Origin of the sequence: Streptomyces sp. NPDC126510, assembly GCF_040302345.1 — a bacterium.
GTDB lineage: Bacteria > Actinomycetota > Actinomycetes > Streptomycetales > Streptomycetaceae > Streptomyces.
Map to the genome: position 1 here is coordinate 111085 of NZ_JBEORR010000001.1, position 22159 is coordinate 133243.

Here is a 22159-nt window from a genome sequence, read left to right on the forward strand (position 1 = left end):
CTCGGGGCGGTGCAAGAGCTTTTCACGCCTCTCACACAACTGACAAGCGCCCTGTTCAGATATCACGACAGGACGGCCGCACCCCCATGGCTCCGGCCTCGGAGTGTCATACGGGTGCGGCCGTCCTGCGACTCGACGCCGCGTCGCCCCGAGGGGCGTTGTCATCGAAGCGTTATCAAACGGCGGTGGGTGCGTCGGCCGGGAGGCTGTCCATGAACGAGCTCACCGAGAAGACCGCGTTGCCGGCGCCGGGCGGGCCGTAGCCGGGCGGCGAGGAGAGGCCGAAGTCCTCCATGGTCTGCCGGTATGCCTGGAGCAGGCGGATGTGGTACTCCAGCGGCGCACCCTGCGGGTTGGCCTTGCCGAGCGGCGTCGTGGGCTCCGGGCACCAGGTGGTGAAGCGGGGCGTGATGCCGTGCGACATGAAGAAGCGCAGGCCTTCGGTGGTGGAGTCGATGGCTTCGTCGACCGTCTTGAAGCCGAACGGCTCGGCCATCTCCACGCCCGCCACGAAGTTGGGGATGACGTTGCGCGCGCCGAAGATCTCGGCCGAGTCGAGGATCCGCTTGTGCCACTCGTCCCGGCCGACGTACCGCTCCTTGCCCGGGCAGTACATCTTGAACAGGTACTCGTCCCACACCTCGTAGTTGGGGTGGTAGATCTGCACTCCGTAGTCCTTGAAGCGCTGGACGTCGTCCTTGGGCAGCGCCTGGGCGACGACCTTGCCGATCCAGCGGCCCGGGAAGTGCTCCTCGATGGCCTTGGCGTACCGCCCGTAGAAGTCCGCCTCGTCCAGGCCCTGGACCTTCGACGTGATCGCTCCACCGGTGAGCGTGTACGCGGTGGACACCTTCGCGGTGTCGTACTTGTTGATGATCTCGAGCGCCTCGAGGACTTCGTCGACGTCCTTGACGCCCGTGTACGGGCGGCCCGCCGCCTTGTGCTGGCGCCAGTTGTGGTTGATGTCGCAGTACTGGCACTCCTCCTTGGCCCCGAAGTACTGGCACACGCGGAACGCGGTCAGGTAGATCAGGTAGCCCCACTGGATGGTCGGGGCCACCTCCATGACCGACTTGCCGTTGGCGAGGGTGTGCCGGTAGTACTCGGGCATCGGCGGCACGCCGACGTCGGAGATGCGCTTGCCGTCGAGGTACAGCCCGAGGACACCGTCGTCGTTCGCGGCGACGCGGTACGGCGAGGACGGGTTCACGCGCACCGATACGACGGTACGGCGCAGGTCATAGGGGCCGCCGGTGAGGATGATCTCCTCGGGCGGCCGGCGCAGCGCGGCCTCGCCCAGCTCGGGCAGGGTGCCGTGGTCGAAGGAGAAGATGAAGTACGACTTCGGCTTGACCTCGCCGCCCTCGTTGTCGCTGAGCGCGGACGGGTCGAAGGCGACGCCGCCACGGAGCAGGTCCTCCTTGAAGACGGCCTCCCGCGGTACGTGCGGGAACCGCTCCATCAGATCCTCGACCAGCGCGGTACGGCTGCCCATCCCGTCTCTCCTCCCGGTTCGGACGTACGACTCCTCACGGTATGCCCCTGGGGGCGCGGGGCCGGTACCCGGGTCCCCCCGAGCCGGTGGAATGCCTCGTTCATCACTCTCTGTCCTGGGGCGATCGTCAGGCTTCACGCTCCAGCGCCGCCCAGTCGACCGCATAGGCCGGCCGCTCTCCGGCCAGCAGCCGTTCCGCCTCCTGCGCGACCGTCAGGCCGAGCCGGGCCAGCTCGTTGCCCTGGGAGCCGGCGAGGTGGGGGGTGACGAAGGCGCCGGGCAGGTCGTAGAGGGGCGAGTCGGCGGGAAGCGGCTCGGGGTCGGTGACGTCGAGGATCGTGGTCAGGCGCCCGGCGCGCAGTTCCGCCACGAGGGCGTCGTGGTCGACCAGCGCACCCCGCGCGGTGTTGATCAGCACCGCCCCGTCGGGCATCAGGGCCAGCTCACGGCGGCCGATCATGTGGTGGGTCTCGGGCGTCTCGGGGGCGTGCACGGTGACGATGCCGGATGTGCGCAGCAGCTCGTCCAGCGGCAGCAGCGGGACACCGAGGGCGGCGGCCCGGCGCTCGTCGACGTAGGGGTCGGTGAGGACCGGCCGCAGGTCGAAGGGGCGGAGCAGTTCGAGGACGCGGCGGCCGATGCGGGAGGCTCCGATGACGCCGACCCGGCGTCCGTAGTTGCCGATGCCGGGGATGACGCCCCAGCCCGCGGAGGTGCGGGCCGTGCGCATCCGGTCGCGGGCGGCGAGGACGTCCTTCCCGGCGAGCAGGATCATGGCGAGGGTGTACTCGGCGACCGGCAGTGCGTTGGCGACGGCCGCCGAGGAGACGGTGATGCCCCGCTCCCACAGGGCAGGGCCGGCGAAGGACTTCACGGAACCCGCCGAGTGCAGCACCGCCCGCAGCCGGGGAGCGGCGTCGAGCACCGTCTCGTCGATCCGGGGGCAGCCCCAGCCGGTCACCAGGACCTCGGTGCGGGCCAGCGCACCCCGGACGCGCGGGTCGGTGAAGTCCCGGGCCACGAGGGCCGGATCGATGTCCACGGACTTCCGCAGCCGTGCCAGCACCTCGGGCGGGAAGACCTGCGGCACGTTCTCGGCGTCCAGGGCGAACAGTGCCTGGGGGCGCTGGCTCAAGGAGGTGACCTTCCGGCTCGTGGGCGCTGCTGGAACGGCTCGTGCACCACAGGTAGAAACCGCTCTCTACGATCCCTACCGTAGGCCGGTCCGGACGGCTGCGGCAATGGACCCGGGCCGGGGTAGGTTCCGCCGGGGGCTCTCCTGTCCCCGCTGCCTCGGGGAAGGACGACGGATGAACGCGACCGTGACCAACTGGGCGGGCAACATCACCTACGCGGCCAAGGAGCTGCACCGGCCCGCCTCGTCGACCGCGCTGCAAGCGCTCGTCGCGGACAGCGACCGGGTGCGGGTGCTGGGCAGCGGGCACTCGTTCAACGAGATCGCCGAACCCGGCCCCGAGGGCGTCCTGCTGTCGCTGGCGGACCTGCCCCCTCAGGTGGACGTCGACACGGTGGCCCGCACGGTCCGGGTCGGCGGCGGCGTGCGCTACGCGGAACTGGCCCGCCTGGTCCACGGGCAGGGACTCGCGCTGCACAACATGGCGTCCCTGCCGCACATCTCGGTGGCCGGGTCGGTCGCGACCGGCACGCACGGCTCGGGGGTGCTCAACGGCCCGCTCTCGTCCTCCGTGCGCGAGGTGGAGCTGGTCACGGCCGACGGCTCGGTGGTGACCATAGGCCGTGACGAGGAGCGGTTCGGCGGGGCCGTCACCGCACTCGGCGCGCTCGGCGTGGTCACCGCACTCACCCTCGACCTGGAGCCGGCCTACGAGGTCGAGCAGCACGTGTTCACCGGGCTGCCCCTGGAGGGCCTGGACTCCGGGGTGTTCGAGACGGTGATGGCAACGGGGTACAGCGTCAGCCTCTTCACCGACTGGCGCGAGCCGGGCTTCGGGCAGGTGTGGCTCAAGCGGCGTACGGACCAGCCGCTGCCCGCCTTCCCCTGGGCCGCGCCCGCCACGGAGAAGATGCACCCGGTACCGGGCATGCCCGCGGTCAACTGCACCGAGCAGTTCGGTGTGCCGGGGCCGTGGCACCAGCGGCTGCCGCACTTCCGGGCGGAGTTCATGCCGAGCAGCGGGGCGGAGCTGCAGTCGGAGTACCTGTTGCCGCGTGGACACGCCGTGGAGATGCTGCACGCGCTCGACGCGATCCGGGAGCATGTCGCCCCCGTCCTGCGGACCTGCGAGGTGCGCACGGTCGCCGGCGACGACCAGTGGCTGAGCCCCTCGCACGGGCGGGACACCGTCGCGGCGCACTTCACCTGGATCGAGGACACGCGGGCGGTGCTGCCGGTGGTGCGGCGGGTGGAGGCGGCGCTGGCGCCCTTCGGGGCCCGCCCGCACTGGGGCAAGGTGTTCACCCTGCCCGCCCCGGCGCTGCGCGAGCTGTACCCGCGACTCGGCGACTCCCGCGCGCTGACGCAGGAGATGGACCCACGGGGGAAGTTCGCCAACGCCTTCGTACGGGGTGTGCTCGCGCGGGCCTAGGCGGGGTGGGCGGGGGCCGGCGGGCCACCGCGTGGCGGACGGCGCGGTGCCGGGGTCAGGGCGCCGCGTGCGGCGGGGCGGACCGGTCGGGTCCGTGACGCCCGGGCGGCCCGCCGTTCGGCACGGCGACGAACGGTACGGTCACGTCGCGGCGTGTGGGCGGGTACGGGCGGAGGTCGTGACGCGGTCGACCTCGTCCTTCACGAGCAGGGACATCAGGGACGCCACGGTCAGGCCCGCCTCGGCCGGGTGGCGCAACACCTTGCCGGGGTCGATCCGGTACGCGTTGGAGCGCCCCTCCCGCGTGTGGGAGAGGTATCCGTCGTGCTCCAGGTCGGCGATGATCTTCTGCACGGCTCGTTCGGTGAGCCGGCAGTGGGCCGCTATGTCCCGGATACGAGCACTGTGGTTGTCGGCAATGGCAGCCAGCACACGCGCATGGTTCGTGAGGAACGTCCATCCGGTGTGTGGCTCGGGCACTCCATCCATGTTCCCAACTCTAGCGACAGAACATTCACGCACCCAAAAACACGTACTGCATTTCATGTATTGGTTGACGGGCATGGGGTAGAGAGGCAACGCTGGAAGCGGAGGCAAGGCGAACGGACGAGGGAGAACAGGGCCATGCCGGAGCCTGCGTACTCTGCGCGGTCTCGCACCCGAGAAGACGCCGCACCCGCGGCGGACGACAGCGCACCGGCGGGGATCCCGCCCTGCATGGCGACCATGGACGTCGTTCCGCACGGCGACCGGATGACCGTGACGATGTGGGGTGAACTGGACCTGGGCAGCCGGCGGTTGCTGCCCGAGCTGTACGACATGCTCGCCCTGTCGGGCGGCGGCATGGACCTGCGTCTGGACGCCGTCGGGTTCTGCGACTGCGCCGGCCTCAACGCACTGCTGGACCTGCACGCCCGCGCCGTCGACGAGGGCAAGTCCGTCACCATCCGCTCCTGCGGGGTCGCGGTCGAGCGCGTTCTCGACCTGACCGGCACGCGGGAGCTGTTCACGGACTCCGGCCGGACGGAGGGCGCCGCACCCCCGGCCCCGTCCGGTGCGGCCCCGCCGGAGGAGGACGGCCAGGACCTGCGCGCCGAAGTCACCCAGCTGCGCCGCGCCATGCAGACCCGGCCCACCATCGACCTGGCCCGCGGCATCCTGATGGCCTCCTTCGGCCTGACCCCGGAGGCGGCCTGGAGTGTGCTGGTCAGGACCTCCCAGAACACCAACACCAAGCTGCACGACCTGGCCCGGGACCTGGTGGGCACCGTAGGGGGCTTGACCCTGCCGGAGCAGGTGCAGCGGCAGCTGGCCGCCGCGGTCGCCGGCGCGAACCGCCCGGAGGAGGCACCGGCGTACACCACGGGCGGTCTCCCCGCGGAGCGGCACTGACCCGCCGGGGGTCGCAGCACCCGCACTGAGGCATCATGGGCAGGCCACCCGTCGGCCAAGGCCGGTCCTCACCAGGCGGGCACTTTATAAAGCCCCTTTCCAAACCCCTTGTCGAAAGTCCCGGCAGCCCATAGCCTTGCGCCGCGCCGGTGCCGACGTCGATCCGGCCCGGCCGGTCTGGGAAGGAATGGGGCACCCCGGTGAAGCGCACATCACGTGACATCCGCACCGCGAACCGCTACGAGGTGCTGCGCCAGATCATCGCGGAGTCACCCACCTCCCGGCAGGAGCTGGCGGCGGCCACGGGGCTCAGCCTCGCGACGGTCGCCACCCTCGTCGGTGAGCTGCTCGAGCTGCGCATGATCACCGAGGTCGGCTTCGAGGACTCGGCGGGCGGGCGCCCCCGGGGCCTGGTCGCGGTCAACGCCTCGGGCGGCGCGCTGATCGGCGTCGACATCGCCGAGACGTACGTCCACGTCGAGCTGTTCGACCTCGGGCTGAACGTGCTGGCCCGCGCCGAGGAGGACGTCCGGCCCGGCGAGAGCCTGCCCGAGCAGGTGGTCGGGCATGTGGTCACCGCCGTCGGCTCGGTCGTGACGCAGGCCGGCATCGAGGGCGCCCGGGTGCTGGGCGTCGGGGTGAGCGTGCCGGGGCAGGTGGACCGCGCGACCGGCGTCTCCGAGTACGCGCCCAACTGGGACTGGCACGACGTACCGCTCCTCGACCTGCTCACCGAGCACATCGCCTATCCGCTCTACCTGGACAACCCGCTGCGCGCCAGCGCGGTCGCCGAGTTGTGGTTCGGGGCCGCGCGCGGCCGGGGGAACGCCGTGGTGGTCAACCTGGGCACCGGCGTGGGCGCCGGTCTCGTCCTGGGCGGCGGACTGCACCGGGGGGTCAGCAACAGCGCCGGCGAGTGGGGCCACACCACGATGGTGCTGGACGGACGGCCGTGCCGCTGCGGCGACCACGGGTGCGTGGAGACGTACGTCGGGGCGCGCGGCATCATGCTGAACCTGCGCGAGCTCAGTCCCGACAGCCCGCTGCTGCACGCCGAGGACCAGACGGCGACCATCGACGCCCTGGCCCGCGGGGTCGCGGCCGACGACCCCGTGGCGCGCCGGGTCGTCCACGACACCGCCCGCTATCTGGGCGCCGGCGTCGCGGACCTGGTCAACCTGTTCAACCCCGAGATCGTCGTGCTGAGCAGCTGGGTGGCCCGCACCCTGGGCGAGCCGCTGCTGCACGAGGTGCGCGAGGCCGTGACCCGGCACGCGCTGCCACGGCCACTGGCCGCCACCGAAGTCGTCCTCTCCCCGATCCCCACCGACCCGGTGTGCCTCGGCGCGGCGACGTTCGCGCTCGAAGGCGCGCTGCAGACCGTCGGGCAGAAGAACGGCAAACGCACCGCGCCCGTGAGGAGCCGTACCACCACCCCACCCTCATAACGGCGGAACCAACTCCTCCACTCTTCCCGCGCGTTCGAAATCGCGAACGGGACACAACGCTTCGTACAGACTTCGTCCAACCCCTTGCCGAAGCCTTAGCCGAAGCTCTAGCGTCCCGCACCGCACCTCTCTTTGAGCCATCTGGCGCGAGCCTTCGGGCCGTGAGCCATCAGGCAGTGAGCCGCAGAGCCGCAGCCGCACTCGAGACAAGGACGTCAGCATGTCGGCATCGAGCAACATGAACTGGGACCGCCGGAACGTACTGCGGGCCGCGATGGGCCTGGCCGCCGCGGGCGGACTGGCCGCGTGCGGCGGCAACAACGGCCGGGGCGGCGGCTCCGGTTCGGGCACCAACCTGACGCAGATGTTCCACGCCTACGGCGAGGCGGGCACCGAGCAGGCCATCAAGAAGTACGCGAAGGCGTACAAGAAGGCCAACGTGACCACGCAGTGGATCACCAGCTCGGACTTCGAGAGCAAGCTCTTCTCGGCCCTGCTCACCAAGGACGCGCCGGACCTCTTCGAGTTCCACCCGCAGATCCAGATGGTCAAGAGCGGCCAGGTGGCGGACCTGACCGACATCATCGACCCGGTCAAGGACGACTTCAACCCGGCCGACATCAAGTCGCACACGGTCGATGGCAAGATATACGGCGTCCGGATGATCGACGACCCGCAGTTCTTCTTCTACCGCAAGTCGATGCTGGAGAAGGCCAAGGTCGAGGTGCCGACCACGCTCGACGAGCTGATGGAGGCCGCCGCCAAGCTCACCACCGGCAAGGTCAAGGGCCTGTACATGGGCAACGACCTGCACAATGTCATCAACCCGATGATCTGGTCGGCGGGCGCGGACACCCTCAACGAGAAGAACGAGATCGCCTACCACACCCCCGGCGTCGTCGAGGGCATCAAGAAGATGCGCAAGCTGTTCACCAGCGGCGACCTTCTCCTCGGCGCCCCGACCGAGTCATGGGACCCGTCCTCGCTCAACCAGGGCCTGTGCGCCATCCAGTTCTGCGGCATGTGGGCCATGCCCGCGATCCAGGAAGCGCTCGGCGACGACTGGGGCGTCTTCCCCTTCCCGAAGACCGTCGACTCCGGCAAGCAGTCCGTCTACAACGGCGGCTGGTCGATGTTCGTCAACGCCAAGGGCAAGAACGTCGACGTGGCCAAGGAGTACGTGAAGTGGCTGTGGATCGACCAGAAGCAGTACCAGGAGGACTGGGCCACCTCCTACGGCTTCCACATCCCGCCGCGCACCTCGCTCGCCAAGACGGCTGACAAGCTCAAGTCGGGCAACGCCGCCGAGGGCGTCAGGCTCTTCAACGAGTTCGGCCACTTCGACAACATCGGCTGGACCCAGGCGATGATCAGCGCGCTGGAGGACGTCTTCGCCAACTCCGTCCGCAAGAGCATGGACCCGGAGCAGGCTCTCGACAAGGCCGACGTGGCCGTCAACCGCGAGCTCAAGAAGCTGTTCGGATAGGCCGCGGGACGGATCACGACATGTCGACGACCACCGAGCCCGCCCTCGCGGGCTCCGCCCCGGCGAAGGCCTCACCGGCCAAGCCGCGGCGGGGCCTGCGGGGCGGCCCCACCCTCGCCTTCTGGCTCTTCACCGGGCCGTTCCTGATCGGTCTGGCGATCTTCGTCTACGCGCCGATCCTCTGGAGCCTCTGGCTGAGCTTCTTCGAGGCCCGCTTCACCGTCACGCCGGACAAGTTCGTCGGCTTCGACAACTACGTGTACATGCTGACGAACGACGACTTCGTCGGCTCGCTCGGCACCTTCACCGTCTTCGCCGCGTTCATCGTGCCCACCACCTGGGCGCTGTCGCTGGGCCTGGCCCTGCTGGTGAACCGGATGCGCTTCATGCGGGCGTTCTTCCGCTCGGTCTTCTTCCTGCCGACCGCGGTGAGCTACGTCGCCGCGGCGCTCATCTGGAAGATGTCCATCTTCAGCGGGGTCCGCTTCGGTCTGATGAACACGGTCCTGGGCTGGTTCGGGATCGAGAACATCGCCTGGCTGATCGACCCCAACCCGCCCTGGTACTGGCTGGTCATCGTGACCGCCCGGCTGTGGCTGCAGTCCGGCTTCTACATGATCCTGTTCATCGCGGCGCTGCAGAACATCCCGGACGAGCTCTACGAGGCCGCCGCCATCGACGGCGCCAAGTCGGGCTGGCAGACCTTCCGGTACATCACCCTCCCCCAGCTGCGCGCCACGTCCACCGCGGTGATCCTGCTGCTGCTGATCGCGGCCTACCAGGCCTTCGACGAGTTCTTCACCCTGCTGTCCAAGACCACCTGGGGCCGCCCGCCCCTGGTCGAGCTGTACTACAAGGCCCTGGGCGAGAGCCAGGACTACGGCGCCGGCAGCGCGGGGGCACTCATCCTGACCGTGCTGATCTGTGCCGTGACCCTGCTCCAGGGCAAGATCATGGGCTTCGGAAGGGGTGACGAGTCCAAGTGACCACCACCATGACCAAGGTGCGCAAAGCCGCGCCGGCACCGGACGCCCCCAGCCGGGTCAGGCGCTCCGGCGGCGTGATGAGCTCCACCGGGCTCTACATCGCCACGGGCGTGGCCGCCTTCCTGTTCCTGGTCCCGTTCTACATACTCGTGCGCAACGCCTTGTCGACCGACGCCGAGATCACCGGAGAGAACTGGAAGTTCTTCCCCACGGACATCCAGTGGGGGAACGTCAAGGAGCTGTTCACCGACGAGACGGTCCCCTTCGCCCAGTCCCTGTGGAACTCGGCGGTCGTGGCCACCCTGCACACCGTCGGCGTCCTGCTGGTGTGCTCCCTCGCCGGCTACGGTCTGGCCCGCATCCCCTACAAGCACGCCAACAAGGTCTTCTACGCCGTCCTGGGGACCCTGATGGTCCCGACCGCGGTCACCTTCGTCCCGAGCTTCGTGCTGGTCTCCTCGCTCGGCTGGGTCGACACCTACCGGGGGCTGATCATTCCGGGGCTGTTCAGCGGTTTCACCTGCTTCCTGTTCCGGCAGTACTTCCTGGGGTTCCCCAAGGAGCTGGAAGAGGCGGCACGCATGGACGGGCTGGGATACTTCGGCGCATACTGGCGCGTCGTAGTACCGAACTCGCTGAACTTCTTCGCCGCGATGGCGACCATCACCTTCATCAACGGCTGGAACGCCTTCCTGTGGCCTCTGGTCATCGGCCAGGACCCCGGTTCCTGGACGGTGCAGGTCGCGCTCTCCAGTTACATGACCAACCAGACCGTCGTTTTCCACATGATCTTCATGGCCACGGCCGTATCCATCCTCCCCCTGGTCTTCGTCTTCCTCTTCCTCCAGCGCTGGCTGGTGCAGGGGATCGCACAGACCGGCATCAAGGGCTGAGCTAGGAGACCGATGTCTTACCGCACGACCCCATCCGTCGATTACGTCGAGGACGTCTCCCCGGGCAGCGGGGCCCTGCCGCCCCGCGCCTGGTACGCGTCCTCGGACGCGCGGTCCCTGTCGCTGAACGGCAGCTGGCGCCTGCGGGTGTCGGCCACCGCGGACGCCGAGGACGACTCGTTCGCCGCGGAGGATTTCGACGCCGGGAACTGGGCCGAGGTGACGGTCCCCGGGCACTGGGTCCTCCAGGGCGACGGGGCGTTCGGCTCCCCGATCTACACCAATCACCTCTACCCCTTCCCGGTGGACCCGCCGTACGTCCCGACGGAGAACCCGACCGGTGACCACCAGCGCGTCTTCGACCTGCCGACCGACTGGCCGTCGGACGGCGGGGCGGTGCTGCGCTTCGACGGTGTCGAGTCGTGCGCCCGCGTCTGGCTGAACGGCACCGAGCTCGGCGAGTTCAAGGGCTCCCGGCTGGCGCACGAGTTCACGGTCGGCGAGCTGCTCAAGCCCGGCCGCAACGTGCTCGCCGTACGCGTGCACCAGTGGTCGGCGGGGTCGTACCTGGAGGACCAGGACCAGTGGTGGCTGCCGGGCATCTTCCGTGACGTGACGCTGCTGCACCGCCCGGCGGGCAGCCCGGGCGACTTCTTCGTGCACGCCTCCTACGACCACACCACCGGCGAGGGCACCCTGCGCGTCGACTCCGACGTCGACGGGCGGGTGACCGTCCCGGCCCTGGACATCGATGTCGCGACCGGCGAGCCGGTCACGGTCGCCGTCGAGCCGTGGACGGCCGAGACGCCGCGACTGTACGACGGTGTGCTGGTCACGGACGGGGAGCGGGTGCCGCTGCGGATCGGTTTCCGTACCGTCGTCCTCGAGGACGGGCTCGTCAAGGTCAACGGACGGGCGATCCTGTTCCGGGGCGTCAACCGGCACGAGTGGCACCCCCGGCACGGCCGCGCGCTCGACCTGGAGACCATGCGTGAGGACGTGCTGCTGATGAAGCGACACAACCTCAACGCCGTGCGCACCTCGCACTACCCGCCGCACCCGGCCTTCCTGGACCTGTGCGACGAGTACGGACTGTGGGTCATCGACGAGTGCGACCTGGAGACCCACGGCTTCGTCGAGCAGGACTGGCGGGACAACCCGGTCGACGACGAGCGCTGGACCCCGGCCCTGCTGGACCGTGCAGCGCGCATGGTCGAGCGGGACAAGAACCACCCGTCGATCGTGTTCTGGTCGCTGGGCAACGAGGCCGGCACCGGCCGCGGGCTCACCGCCATGGCCGAGTGGATCCACGGCCGCGACCCCGAGCGGCTGGTGCACTACGAGGGCGACTGGAACTGCCGCGACACGGACGTCTACTCGCGGATGTACGCCTCCCACGAGGAGGTCGCCAGGATCGGGGAGCAGCTCGACGGCGGTACGCACAAGCGCCGCGAACTGCCGTTCATCCAGTGCGAGTACGGCCACGCCATGGGCAACGGCCCCGGCGGCCTGGCCGACTACCAGGAGCTGTTCGAGAAGCACGAGCGGCTCCAGGGCGGGTTCATCTGGGAGTGGATCGACCACGGCATCGAGCACGCCGAGCTGGGCTACGCCTACGGTGGTGACTTCGGCGAGGAGCTGCACGACGGCAACTTCGTGTGCGACGGGCTGATCTTCCCGGACCGGACGCCGTCGCCGGGCCTGATCGAGTACAAGAAGGTCATCGAGCCGGTCCTGATCGAGGGCGACGGCACCAACGGCACCGTGTGGGTCACCAACAAGCACGACTTCGCCGACCTGTCCGCGCTGGCCTTCGAGTGGTCGTGCCAGGTGGACGGCGAGACCGTCGAGTCGGGTTCGCTCGCGGTGCCGGCGCTCGCGCCGGGCGAGAGCGCCGAGGTGAAACTGCCGGAGCCGCCAGCGGACGGCCGGGGCGGCGAGCGGCAGTGGACGGTGCGGGCCCTGCTCGCGGACGACACGTCCTGGGCCGCGAAGGGGCACGTGGTGGCCTGGGGCCAGTTCGCCGTCGGGGCGCGGCCGCTGCCGTCGTTCCCGGCGACCGACCGGCCCGTGCGGGACGGCGACCGGATCACGCTCGGCCCGGCCGGGTTCGACGCACGTACCGGTGCGCTGCTGTCGATCGGCGGGGTGGTGGTCGGCGCGGCGCCGCGGCTGGACGTGTGGCGGGCGACGACCGACAACGACGACGGCGCCGAGTGGCAGACCGACACCCGCTACGGAATGCTGTGGCGCACGCTCGGCCTGCACCGGATGCGGCACCGCTTGGTCTCGGTCGAGGCGGGCGACGACGCGCTGACGGTGCGGACCCGGGTGGCGCCCGCGGCCCGCGAGGTGGGTCTGGACACGGTGTACCGCTGGACGTCCGACGGCGAGCGGCTGCGGCTGAGCGTGTCCGTGACGCCGGAGGGCGACTGGACGGTGCCGCTGCCCCGGCTCGGCGTGCGCTTCGGACTGGCGCAGGCGGACCGGGTGGAGTGGTTCGGCGGCGGTCCCGGCGAGGCCTATCCGGACACCCGGGCGGCGTCCATGGTGGGCCGCTGGCAGTCGACGGTGGACGGGCTGCAGACGCCGTACGTCCGTCCGCAGGAGAACGGCGCCCGGGCCGATGTGCGCTGGGTGGAGCTCGGCGGTCTCCGGATCGAGGGGGACCCGGAGTTCTGGTTCACCGCGCGGCGCTGGACGACCGAGCAGCTCGATGCCGCCCGGCACCGCTGCGACCTCACGGCCGGGGACACGGTGTGGGTCAACCTCGACCACGGGCTGCACGGCATCGGCTCGCAGTCCTGCGGTCCGGGTCCGCTGCCGCAGTACTTCCTGAAGGCGGAGCCGGCGGAGTTCTCGTTCGTGTTCTCGACCACCAGGTAAGAAAATGATTAATCGATTGACCGATTGATCGACATTCCGAGAGTGTCGGAGTGTCGTCCGCGGCCGGTCGGCCCTCGCGCCGACCGGCCGCCGCTGTGTTCACCGCAAGGGAGTTGGTGGGTCGGTTGAGTGCCGCCATCGAGGTCCGAGAACTGTCCCGTACCTTCCACACCACCGTCCGGCGCCCCGGGTTCGCGGGCGCGGTCCGTTCCCTGGTCAACCCCGAGCGGGTGGCCAAGCACGCGGTCTCCGACATCACCTTCGACGTGGCCGCGGGCGAACTCCTCGCCCTGCTCGGGCCGAACGGCGCCGGCAAGTCCACCACCATCAAGATCCTCACCGGCATCCTCACGCCCACGTCCGGCGAGGCCCGGGTCGCGGGCGTGGTGCCCTACCGGGAGCGGGAGCGCAACGCGCGGAACGTGGGCGCGGTGTTCGGGCAGCGCACGCAGCTGTGGTGGGACCTGCCGGTGCGCGAGTCGTTCGCGATCCTGCGAGACATCTACGAGGTTCCCAAGGCCGAACACACCGCCCGGCTCAAGGAGTTCGACGAGATCCTGGAGCTGTCGTCGTTCTGGGACACCCGGGTCCGCCATCTCTCGCTCGGACAGCGGGTGCGCAGCGACCTGGCCGCCGCCCTGCTGCACGACCCGCCGGTGGTGTTCCTCGACGAGCCGACCATCGGCATGGACGTGGTGGTGAAGGAGCAGGTGCGGGAGTTCCTGCGGCACCAGGTGGAGCAGCGCGGCCGTACGGTGCTGCTGACCACGCACGACATGACGGAGGTCGAGCGGCTCGCCGAACGGGTCGTGCTGGTCAACCACGGCCGGCTGATGCTGGACGGCTCGCTCGACGAGATCCGCCGCAAGTTCGGCTCCACGTGGCAGGTGCGGGCCACGCTGGCCGATCCGCACGCCGAGGTGGTGCCGCCGCCGGGCACCACACTGCTGCGGCACACCGGCGCGCAGATCGTCCTCGGCCCCGACGGGCCGGACGCCCCCACCGTCCAGCAGGCGCTGAAGGCGGTGATCGAGCGGTTCGAGGTGACGGACATCGCCCTGGACGAGGCGGACCTCGAGGACGTGATGCGGGCCGCGTACGCGCACGCCGGGGAGGTCTGACGTGGCCGTGCTCAGCGCCTGGCGCGCCGCCCGGGTCACCCCGCTCGGCGAGCTGAACGCACCGCCCCGGATGACCGCCGTCGCCCTCCGGCTGGCTGTGCAGGTGGTGCTGGTCTGGTCGCTGTGGAGGGGCCTGTACGCGCAGTCCGGCACGGCGGGGCTCAGCCGCGACCAGGCCGTCACGTACGCTGTGCTGGCCGTACTGGCGTCCCGGCTGCGGGAGCTGGACCAGTACGCGGGGCGGGACACGGTCCTGCAGCACATGCACTTCGGCACCATCGTCTACTGGTACCTGCGCCCGCTGCCGCCGCAGCGCTACTACGCCCTGCGCGCCGCAGGCGAGCAACTGTACGGCCTGGCGTGGGCGTCGACGGGGTACGTGATCTGCCTGGCCGCGGGCGTCGTCGAGCCGCCCGCGTCGCCCGCCGCGGCGGGGGTGTTCCTGCTCAGCATGCTGCTGGGCCAGTGGGTCCTGTACTACGTGATGCTGGTGCTGGACCAGTTGTGCTTCTGGACGGTCCGCAACACCGCGGCCATGCTCATCCTGCTGTTCGCGCAGAATCTGCTGTCCGGGGTGTACGCGCCGCTGTGGTTCTTCCCGGGCTGGTTCGTGACGATGAGCGCGTTCCTCCCCTTCCAGGCGACGCTGAGCGTGCCGCTGTCGCTGTACGTGGGGCGCATCCCGCTGGCGGACGCGGCGTTCCAGCTCTCCGTGCAGGCCGCGTGGGTCGTGGCGCTGGCGCTGTTCACCCGGTTGTTGTGGCGGCGGGCCGCCCGGCGCGTGATCTCGCAGGGAGGCTGAGATGTCGCTGAAGGCTCTGCGGATCATCTGGCGCGTGACGGCGCTCAACTTCCGCGCGCAGTTGGAGTACCGCACCGAGTTCCTGCTGATGATCGCGATCGGGGCGATCTGGCAGGTGTCGGTGATCGTGTTCGCGACGGTGCTGCTGTCCCGGTTCGCCGGGATGGGCGGGTGGGACAGCTCCGACGTGCTGCTGATCCCGGCGACGCGGATGCTGGCGCACGGGCTGTTCGTGCTGTTCCTCGGCCGCATGCACTGGGCCGGACGGCAGGTCCAGGAAGGCCGGATCGACATCTACCTGATGCGCCCGATGCCGGTCCACCGGCAGATCCAGCTGGCGTTCTTCCCGACCAACGCCATCGGGGACCTGACGGTGGCGGCGGGCCTGATGGTGGGCGCGCTCTCGCGCAGCGACCTGGACTGGACGGCCGGCCGCGTCACGTACCTGATCGCGGCCGTCCTCGGCGGCATGCTGCTGGAGGCCGCGCTGTTCACGGTGGTCGCCGGCGCCTCCCTGCGTTTCCCGGCCGCCGACATGTGGGGCCGCTGGCTGGAGGAACTGCTCGGCACCTTCGGCAGCTACCCGCTGAACGTCCTGCCCCGGGCGGTGGGCGGATTCCTCACCTTCGGCCTCCCGCTCGCCTTCGTCGCCTACTTCCCGGCGGCCGTCCTGACGGGCCACGGCCACTCGACCGGAGTTCCCTACTGGCTCGCGGCGGCCTCACCGCTGCTCGGGCTGCTGGCGTACCTGGCGGCGCGGCTGGTGTGGCGGTGGAGTCTGCGGCACTACAGCGGGATCAACGGCTGACGGTCCGGCCCGCGGACCGGGGTGAACAGGACCGCCACGGCGAGCAGGAGGTCCGGCGGGCTGGACCCGAAGGCCGGGGCGGGTAGTCTCGGCAGCGTGAAGTGACCTCTCCGGCGGCGCTCCCCCTGCGCCGCAGACGCGAACCGGTCCGTACCCGCGGCCGCCGCCTGCGCGCGCCGTGGACGTTTCCGCCTGGAGAGATCACCATGGTGCGCTACAGCCACCTTCCCGTCCCCGGCGCGACCCCCGAGGAGACGCTGCGGGCGTTCACCTCATGGGCGACAGCCGATCCCGGTGTCGTCGGGCTCGTCCTGAGCGGTTCCCGGGTCCACGCCGGCATGCCGACGGCCCGCTCCGACTACGACCTGCACGTCGTCGTCCGTGACGAGAGCGCCCCGGCCCTCGCCGCACTCGACCGCTTCCGCTCGGCCCACCTCGACCTCGTCGTCATCCCCCTCGCGGAGTTCCGCACCCGCGGGATGCCCGGCCGGCCGGACAGCTTCGCGCGGTACTCCTACGTCCACGCCGAGGTGCTGTTCGACCGGCAGGCCGGGACCGTCGCCCGGATCCTCGACGCCAAGCGCACACTCGGTGCCGACGAGGCCCGGGACGCCGCCGCCGGCTGGCTCGACGCGTACGTCAACCAGACCTACCGCTCACTGAAGAGCTACCGCGACGACCGCCCTGACATGGGTCACCTCGACGCCGCCGAGAGCGTCCCGTACGCCCTTGAGGTGCTCTTCGCGCTGCACCGCCGCGTGCGCCCCTACAACAAGTTCCTGCGGTGGGAACTGGAGCGGCAGCCGCTGGGCGACCCCCGCTGGGACGCGGACCGGCTCCTGCCGGTCCTTCGGCGCGTCCTGGCCGACGGGGATCCGCGTACTCAGCGCGCCCTCTTCACCGAGATCGAGGAAGCGGCGCGCCGGGCCGGTCACGACGGGGTCCTCGACGCCTGGGGCACGGACCTGGAACTCCTGCGCCACCGGTGACGCACCGGCCCACCGGTCCTCCCGGTCGGCTCCGGCCGGGAGGTGGTCCCGACCCTGCGCGAAGGCGAAGGCCACGGCCTCGAGCCGCACAGCCCGACAGGGTCGGGCCCCCGACCGTGCCATCGCGGAGGTGCGGGTGCGACCCACGCGGTCCGGCGCCCCCACGAACCCACCGGCGGCTACGATCACCTGATGCGTCCGAGGGGCCTCGTCCCTCGGCACGGCGCTCTTCGAGAGGTGACCCCCGACCCCATGCCCAGAGCCGGTCTCACCCCCGAGCGCCTCGTCGCGGCCGCGGTCGAACTGGCCGACGAGGCCGGGCTCGAGGGCGTCACCCTGTCCGCGCTGGCCCGCCGGTTCGGGGTGAAGGACGCGAGTCTGTACACCCACGTCCGGAGCCTGAAGGACCTGCGGACCCGCATGGCCCTCTTCGCCGGTGGCGAGATGATCGACCGGATCGCGGAGGCGGTCGAGGGGCGGGAGACCGGCCGGGACGCGCTCGCCGCCTTCGCCGCCGCCTACCGGGCCTACGCCCTGGAGCATCCCGGCCGGTACGCGGCGACCCAGATCCGCATCGACCCGGAACTCGTCACGGACTCCCCCGCGATGCGGCGAACCGCGGACGTCACGTACGGCGTGCTCCGCGCCTACGGCCTGGAGGAACCCGACCTCACCGACGCCGTGCGCCTGCTGCGCAGCACCTTCCACGGCTACTGCGCCCTGGAGTCCACCGGCGCCTTCGGCGCGCCCCGCGATGTGCAGGTCTCCTGGGACAGGGCGATCGACGCCCTGCACGTACTTCTTCTGAACTGGCCGGGCGAGAAAGGGACCAGCGATGACTGAACGCACCCGATCCGACGAAAGGGCCGGTGCCATAGCGGGGCTCCACCGTCTCGGAACCGGCCCGTGGACCATGAACCCTGTCACCCGCGGCGCCCTCGGCCAGATCTGGAAACTCTCCGGAAACGGCCGCTCCTGGGCCGTGAAGGAACTCCTCTTCGGCTGCGACGAGGCCCAGGTAACCCGCGAGGCCGCCTTACGGGACTCCGCGGCGGACCTGGGCATCGCCTCGCCCCGGCTCCACCCCGACCGGCACGGCGCCCACGTCTCCCGCCTCGACTCCCCGGGCGGTGGGTCCTGGGTGAAGCTGTACGACTGGGTCGACGGCGCCGAGGCGGACGCCTCCGACCCGGACGTCCTGGACTGGTTCGGCCGGACCATGGCACTGCTCCACCAGGCCGGCGAGGGAGCCGTCGAGGCCCCGGGCGACTGGTACGAGCGGTGCCCCGACGACGCCGACTGGGAGGATGTCCTCAAGAAGGTGCGGGACGCCGGCCTGCCGTGGTCGGACGAACTGGACCGGTTCGTCTCCACGTCCGCGCCGCCGCTGGCCTACTGGGTGACCCCCTCGGTGCCCGGCGGCCTGGTGACCTCCCACCTGGACCTCCAGCCCCGGAACGTGCTGATCGGCCGGGCCGGGCCCGTCCTGCTGGACTGGGACAACGCCGGTCCCGTCGCGGCGGAGCGGGAGTTCGCACGCGCCCTCTACGTCTGGTCCGGCGGCAACGACGTGGACATCGCCTCCGCGCGGCGGCTGGCCCGGGCCTACCGCGAGGCGGGCGGCCGGGCCGTCCTCACCGGCCCGGAGTCCTTCTCGATGCTCTTCGCCACGGCCCTGAACTACCTTCACGTGCAGGCCGCGACGGCCGTGGATCCCGCAGTGACGGCCGCGCAGCGCGAGTTCGGGAGCCGGCAGGCCGTGGCCTGCCTGCGCAACGCGCCCGACCTCGCCGCCGTCTCCCTGCTGGTCGCCGCGCTCGACACCTAGGCCCTGACGCCGAGTGACCTTGCTTGGTGGAGCACGGTGCGGTGATACGCCGCCATGAACTGTCGGACGGCGAGTGGAAAATCGTCCGTCTCCCGCTGCCGCGGGCGGAACGGGGGCGGAAGAGGTTGGACGACCGGATGCTCCTCAACGGCATCGTCTGGGCCGGAGCATCCCGCACACCGACTTTCGGCAGCCCGCCTCACTGCCGCTATGCGTACGAGCCGACGCTGATCGAGTAACCCGCACCGGTGTTGAGGTCGGGGCGGCTTCCATGGCCCTCTTCCGCGAGAAGTCCGGCGGTGAGGAAGACGATCCGCAGACTCATGGTCTCCTTGACGAAGCTCAGGTCGTCGGGCGCAGCCTCGGGGTCCGGGCTCCATCCGTCCTGTTGCGCTGCTGTTCGGTAGTGCGCTGCCACGTCGGCCTGTGTGCCGGGGAAGGCGTATGTCCGCTCGGCGTACACCATGACGTCGCCGCTGTCGGACCAGCAGCCGGCGTCGACCTCCTCGAAACCCCGGGCGACGGTGGCCTCGCCGGGCCGGGAGTCAAGGATGTCGAGCGCTGCCATCTCCTCGACCTCGGCGCCGGTCCCTTCGCAGTCCCGGGCGAGATCCATCAGTGTGCAGCCGGTGAGCGCCGGGGTCACCAACACCGTCGCCAGGAGGAGGGCTATAGGACGGATGCAAGCTGTACGTAAGGACAAGGCGGGCTCCAGGGCGTAATCCGGGGCAGCGGAGGGCCACTGTCGGACGAAGGTGTCTTCGGACTGGCTCCGAAGAGCCACGGCCCGGTTCTACCAGAAGCCGCCGGCCTCGCATCGCCTCTGACGTGAGCGGGACACTTTGACGACACTCCCTAGGGGGGTGTCCGGCTGCCGGGCGCGCGGCCCGGTGCGGCGAGCCCGGCCACCTCGTCGTACGGCGGTGTGGTGCCCGTCGGCGGCCGGCCCGCGCGAATGCCCGCCGCGGCCTCCAGCGCCGCGCCCAGTGCCCGCCGGTAGAGCAGCGAGCCGAGGCTGACCCGGCGTACGCCGATGCCGGCGAGGCGGGCGACGGGCGGACCGCCGGGCGTATAGAGGACGTTGAGCGGCACCTCCAGGTGGCGCACCAGCGTCTCGATCCGCCGAAGGCCGGTGAGGCCCGGCACGAACACCCCGTCCGCGCCCGCCTGCTGGTAGGCGTCGAGGCGCGCGAGAGTGCCGTCGCCATCGCCCAGCCAGTGGGTGTCGGTGCGGGCGTTGACGAACAGGCCGGGAGCGGCCCGCTTGACCGCCGCGATCTTCGCCGCGTGCCGGGCGGCCGGTCCCAGACCGTCCTCCAGGTTGATGCCGACCGCTCCGGCCGTGTACAGATCCCGGGCGAACTCGGCCACCTCGTCCGGGTCGTCGCTGAATCCGCCCTCCGCGTCGACGGACAGCAGAAACGGCCCGGACCCCAGGGCCACGGCAAGCCGCAGCGTCTCCTCCCGGGTCGCCGCCGCCCCGTCGGGCAGACCCGCCGCCGCGGCGACACCCAGGCTCGTCGTCCCGACCGCCCGGAAGCCCTGTCCCGCGAGGGCCAGGGCGGAGGCGTGATCCCAGGCGTTGGGCAGGAGCAGGGGCTCCCCGGCGCGGTGAAGGGCGGCGAAGGCGGTGGCGGCCCGGCCGGAGGGCGTGTGCTGCGGATCTGCGGTCATGGCGTCACGCTAGGCCCGGATCGCTTCGGCGCGGACCGAAGGATGAGGGACCCCGGCGGCCCAGAGGGTGGTGACCTCAGCCGACCTGCACGCCGGATCCGTCCAGCCGGACCCCCACCTCCGGCCCGCCACTCCAGCGGACCGTCAGCTCTCCCGCCGCGGAGGCGGTTACCGCCACCGTTTCCGCCAGCGGGACCGGATCCGCCTCGGCGGTGAGCCGGGCCAGCGCGACGAACAGGGTGGGGTCCCCGGTGGTGACGCCGGCGAGGTCGGCGTCGAGACCGACGGCGGGCAGCAGTTCCGCCCGGGTGCCGTCCGGTGCGGCCCAGCCGGTCACGCGGACCTCCGTCCCCGGCTCGGCCCCCGAGACCAGGTGCGCCCGCACCTCCGACGCCCCGCGCGCCAGCACCACGCTCGTCACCCGCGCTCCCCCGCCCGCCGAGTGCCGGGACGCCGCCCAGCCCTCGCCCACACCGAGCGGTTCGATGCCGGTGCGGCTGGGGTCGCCGCCGACGAGGACGCTGTTGTCGTACGAGTCGGCAGGGGTCGTCACGGTGGAGTACGCCAGCCGCGTGTAGTACGGGTCGTAGCGGACGTCCTCGCTGCCGTGGTTGTGGAGGCGGACCACGCCGTCGGAACGGGTCGACTGGAGCAGCCAGTTGGGGGGGCCGACGGGGGTGGCGAAGTCCGCGCGTTCGGCGGGGGCGGGTTCCTCCGGTGCCGTCCACACCTCGTGGTCGGGCGGCAGGAGCAGGCCGAGGAAGCCCTTGCTCGCCCAGTACGGCGAGGCCGGGCCCGAGTAGCCCTGCAGGACGGACTCGTCGTAGCCGTGCCAGCCGAGGGAGAGCAGGCCCCGGTCGTCCACCGCCCCCCGGTCCAGGAAGTATTTCAGCGCACCCGAGGCCAGCCGCCGGGTCTCGCCGGGCGGCAGCGGCGTACGGCCGGTCAGCGCGCCGAGCCACAGCGGGGCCGTCGTGGCGAAGCGGTACGTCAGGGAGCGGCCCTGGTGCATGGGGGCGCCGTCGCCGCCGAACAGGAGGGCGTAGTCGGAAAGGTGCCGGAAGAGGCGGTCGCCGTACAGCTCCAGCAGCCGCTCGTCGCGCTCCAGCCAGGCGTGCAGCACCGGGTAGAGGTGCATCGCCCAGCCGTTGTAGTAGTCGTACTTGCGGCCGTCGCCGTCGGTGTACCAGCCGTCGCCGACGTACCACTGCTCGATGCGTTCCAGGCCGCGGTCGATCGCCGCGCGGGAGGCGTCCGGCTCGTGGCCGATCCCGGCCAGGAAGCCGCCCACGGTGACCGGGAACAGCTCCCAGTTGCAGGGCCAGGGCTCGGCCGTGAGGGCGTCGGCCAGCCAGGCGGCCGTCCGCTGGCGCACGCCCTCGTCCAGGCGGTCCCAGAGCAGGTCCGGTGTGAGGCGCAGGGCCAGGGCGATGGACGCCGCCTCCACCAGGGACTGGTGGCGGTTTTCGATGCGGGGCCAGACGCCCGAGACACCGGCGGCGAGGCCGGTCGCGTAGCGCTCCAGGGCCTTCTCGTCGCGGCGGAAGGCGGCGAGCAGCAAGGTGCGGGCGTAGCCCTCCAGGCCGTCGGAGAGGCGGCCCGTCCAGCTGGCCCGGTCGCCGGGCAGGTGGTAGAGCGCGCGGTCCTCGGTGGCGTACGGCTCGACGGCGGCGAGCAGGGAGTCGGCCGCCGCCTCCCAGTGGGCGCGGGTGTAGCCGGTGAACGGGGACGTCGTGCGGTCGGCGGGAGGCAGCTGCATCGGGTGTCTTTCGTGCTCGGGCCGG

At 71.0% G+C, this 22159-nt stretch carries 19 protein-coding genes; 13 read left to right on the plus strand and 6 right to left on the minus strand.

The window, feature by feature from the left end:
- Positions 1-175: 175 nt before the first annotated feature.
- Both ABTX60_RS00355 and ABTX60_RS00360 read right to left on the minus strand, forming a co-directional pair.
- Positions 176-1495, minus strand: coding sequence for a radical SAM protein (locus ABTX60_RS00355; RefSeq protein WP_352094833.1), 1320 nt, complete (start codon positions 1493-1495; stop codon positions 176-178).
- Positions 1496-1622: 127 nt separating this feature from the next.
- Entirely contained in the window at positions 1623-2630 is a 1008-nt protein-coding gene (locus tag ABTX60_RS00360; protein ID WP_352094834.1) for a hydroxyacid dehydrogenase, read from the minus strand.
- Between the two features lie 175 nt (positions 2631-2805).
- Here ABTX60_RS00360 and ABTX60_RS00365 point away from each other — a divergent pair, with 175 nt between their 5' ends.
- Positions 2806-4062, plus strand: a complete 1257-nt coding sequence (locus ABTX60_RS00365; RefSeq protein WP_352094835.1) for an FAD-binding protein — start codon at positions 2806-2808, stop codon at positions 4060-4062.
- Between the two features lie 141 nt (positions 4063-4203).
- Here ABTX60_RS00365 and ABTX60_RS00370 read toward each other — a convergent pair whose 3' ends face one another.
- Complete coding sequence (locus ABTX60_RS00370) at positions 4204-4551, minus strand: helix-turn-helix transcriptional regulator (RefSeq protein WP_352094836.1); 348 nt, start codon at positions 4549-4551, stop codon at positions 4204-4206.
- A gap of 228 nt (positions 4552-4779) precedes the next feature.
- Here ABTX60_RS00370 and ABTX60_RS00375 point away from each other — a divergent pair, with 228 nt between their 5' ends.
- From ABTX60_RS00375 to ABTX60_RS00430, 12 genes are all read left to right on the plus strand, one after another.
- Entirely contained in the window at positions 4780-5454 is a 675-nt protein-coding gene (locus tag ABTX60_RS00375) for an ANTAR domain-containing protein (RefSeq protein ID WP_352094837.1), read from the plus strand.
- 200 nt (positions 5455-5654) lie between these two features.
- Positions 5655-6902 (plus strand): ROK family transcriptional regulator, encoded by a 1248-nt coding sequence (locus ABTX60_RS00380; protein ID WP_352094838.1) that lies wholly within the window; start codon positions 5655-5657, stop codon positions 6900-6902.
- 220 nt (positions 6903-7122) lie between these two features.
- Positions 7123-8388 (plus strand): ABC transporter substrate-binding protein, encoded by a 1266-nt coding sequence (locus tag ABTX60_RS00385; RefSeq protein WP_352094839.1) that lies wholly within the window; start codon positions 7123-7125, stop codon positions 8386-8388.
- Positions 8389-8408: 20 nt separating this feature from the next.
- The gene (locus ABTX60_RS00390) at positions 8409-9374 is read left to right on the plus strand and encodes a carbohydrate ABC transporter permease (protein WP_352094840.1); all 966 of its coding nucleotides are present in this window, start codon (positions 8409-8411) and stop codon (positions 9372-9374) included.
- A gap of 8 nt (positions 9375-9382) precedes the next feature.
- Complete coding sequence (locus ABTX60_RS00395) at positions 9383-10267, plus strand: carbohydrate ABC transporter permease (RefSeq protein ID WP_352095126.1); 885 nt, start codon at positions 9383-9385, stop codon at positions 10265-10267.
- Positions 10268-10279: 12 nt separating this feature from the next.
- Positions 10280-13153, plus strand: coding sequence for a glycoside hydrolase family 2 TIM barrel-domain containing protein (locus ABTX60_RS00400; protein WP_352094841.1), 2874 nt, complete (start codon positions 10280-10282; stop codon positions 13151-13153).
- Positions 13154-13278: 125 nt separating this feature from the next.
- On the plus strand, positions 13279-14274 hold the full coding sequence (locus tag ABTX60_RS00405) for an ABC transporter ATP-binding protein (protein ID WP_352094842.1): 996 nt from the start codon (positions 13279-13281) through the stop codon (positions 14272-14274).
- Position 14275: 1 nt separating this feature from the next.
- Positions 14276-15076, plus strand: coding sequence for an ABC-2 family transporter protein (locus ABTX60_RS00410; RefSeq protein WP_352094843.1), 801 nt, complete (start codon positions 14276-14278; stop codon positions 15074-15076).
- A 1-nt stretch (position 15077) separates the two neighbouring features.
- Positions 15078-15884, plus strand: a complete 807-nt coding sequence (locus ABTX60_RS00415; RefSeq protein WP_352094844.1) for an ABC transporter permease — start codon at positions 15078-15080, stop codon at positions 15882-15884.
- Between the two features lie 206 nt (positions 15885-16090).
- The gene (locus ABTX60_RS00420) at positions 16091-16873 is read left to right on the plus strand and encodes a hypothetical protein (protein WP_352094845.1); all 783 of its coding nucleotides are present in this window, start codon (positions 16091-16093) and stop codon (positions 16871-16873) included.
- Between the two features lie 252 nt (positions 16874-17125).
- Positions 17126-17716, plus strand: coding sequence for a TetR/AcrR family transcriptional regulator (locus ABTX60_RS00425; RefSeq protein WP_352094846.1), 591 nt, complete (start codon positions 17126-17128; stop codon positions 17714-17716).
- Positions 17709-18701 (plus strand): phosphotransferase enzyme family protein, encoded by a 993-nt coding sequence (locus ABTX60_RS00430; RefSeq protein WP_352094847.1) that lies wholly within the window; start codon positions 17709-17711, stop codon positions 18699-18701. Before ABTX60_RS00425 ends, ABTX60_RS00430 begins: the two co-directional genes overlap by 8 nt.
- Positions 18702-18909: 208 nt before the next feature.
- Here the strand turns inward: ABTX60_RS00430 and ABTX60_RS00435 are convergent, their stop codons facing one another.
- From ABTX60_RS00435 to ABTX60_RS00445, 3 genes are all read right to left on the minus strand, one after another.
- Positions 18910-19353, minus strand: a complete 444-nt coding sequence (locus ABTX60_RS00435) for a hypothetical protein (protein WP_352094848.1) — start codon at positions 19351-19353, stop codon at positions 18910-18912.
- Between the two features lie 203 nt (positions 19354-19556).
- Positions 19557-20375 (minus strand): isocitrate lyase/PEP mutase family protein, encoded by an 819-nt coding sequence (locus ABTX60_RS00440; protein ID WP_352094849.1) that lies wholly within the window; start codon positions 20373-20375, stop codon positions 19557-19559.
- A 76-nt stretch (positions 20376-20451) separates the two neighbouring features.
- Positions 20452-22134: a DUF2264 domain-containing protein gene (locus ABTX60_RS00445; protein WP_352094850.1), complete on the minus strand. Its 1683-nt coding sequence runs from the start codon at positions 22132-22134 to the stop codon at positions 20452-20454.
- Positions 22135-22159: the final 25 nt, after the last annotated feature.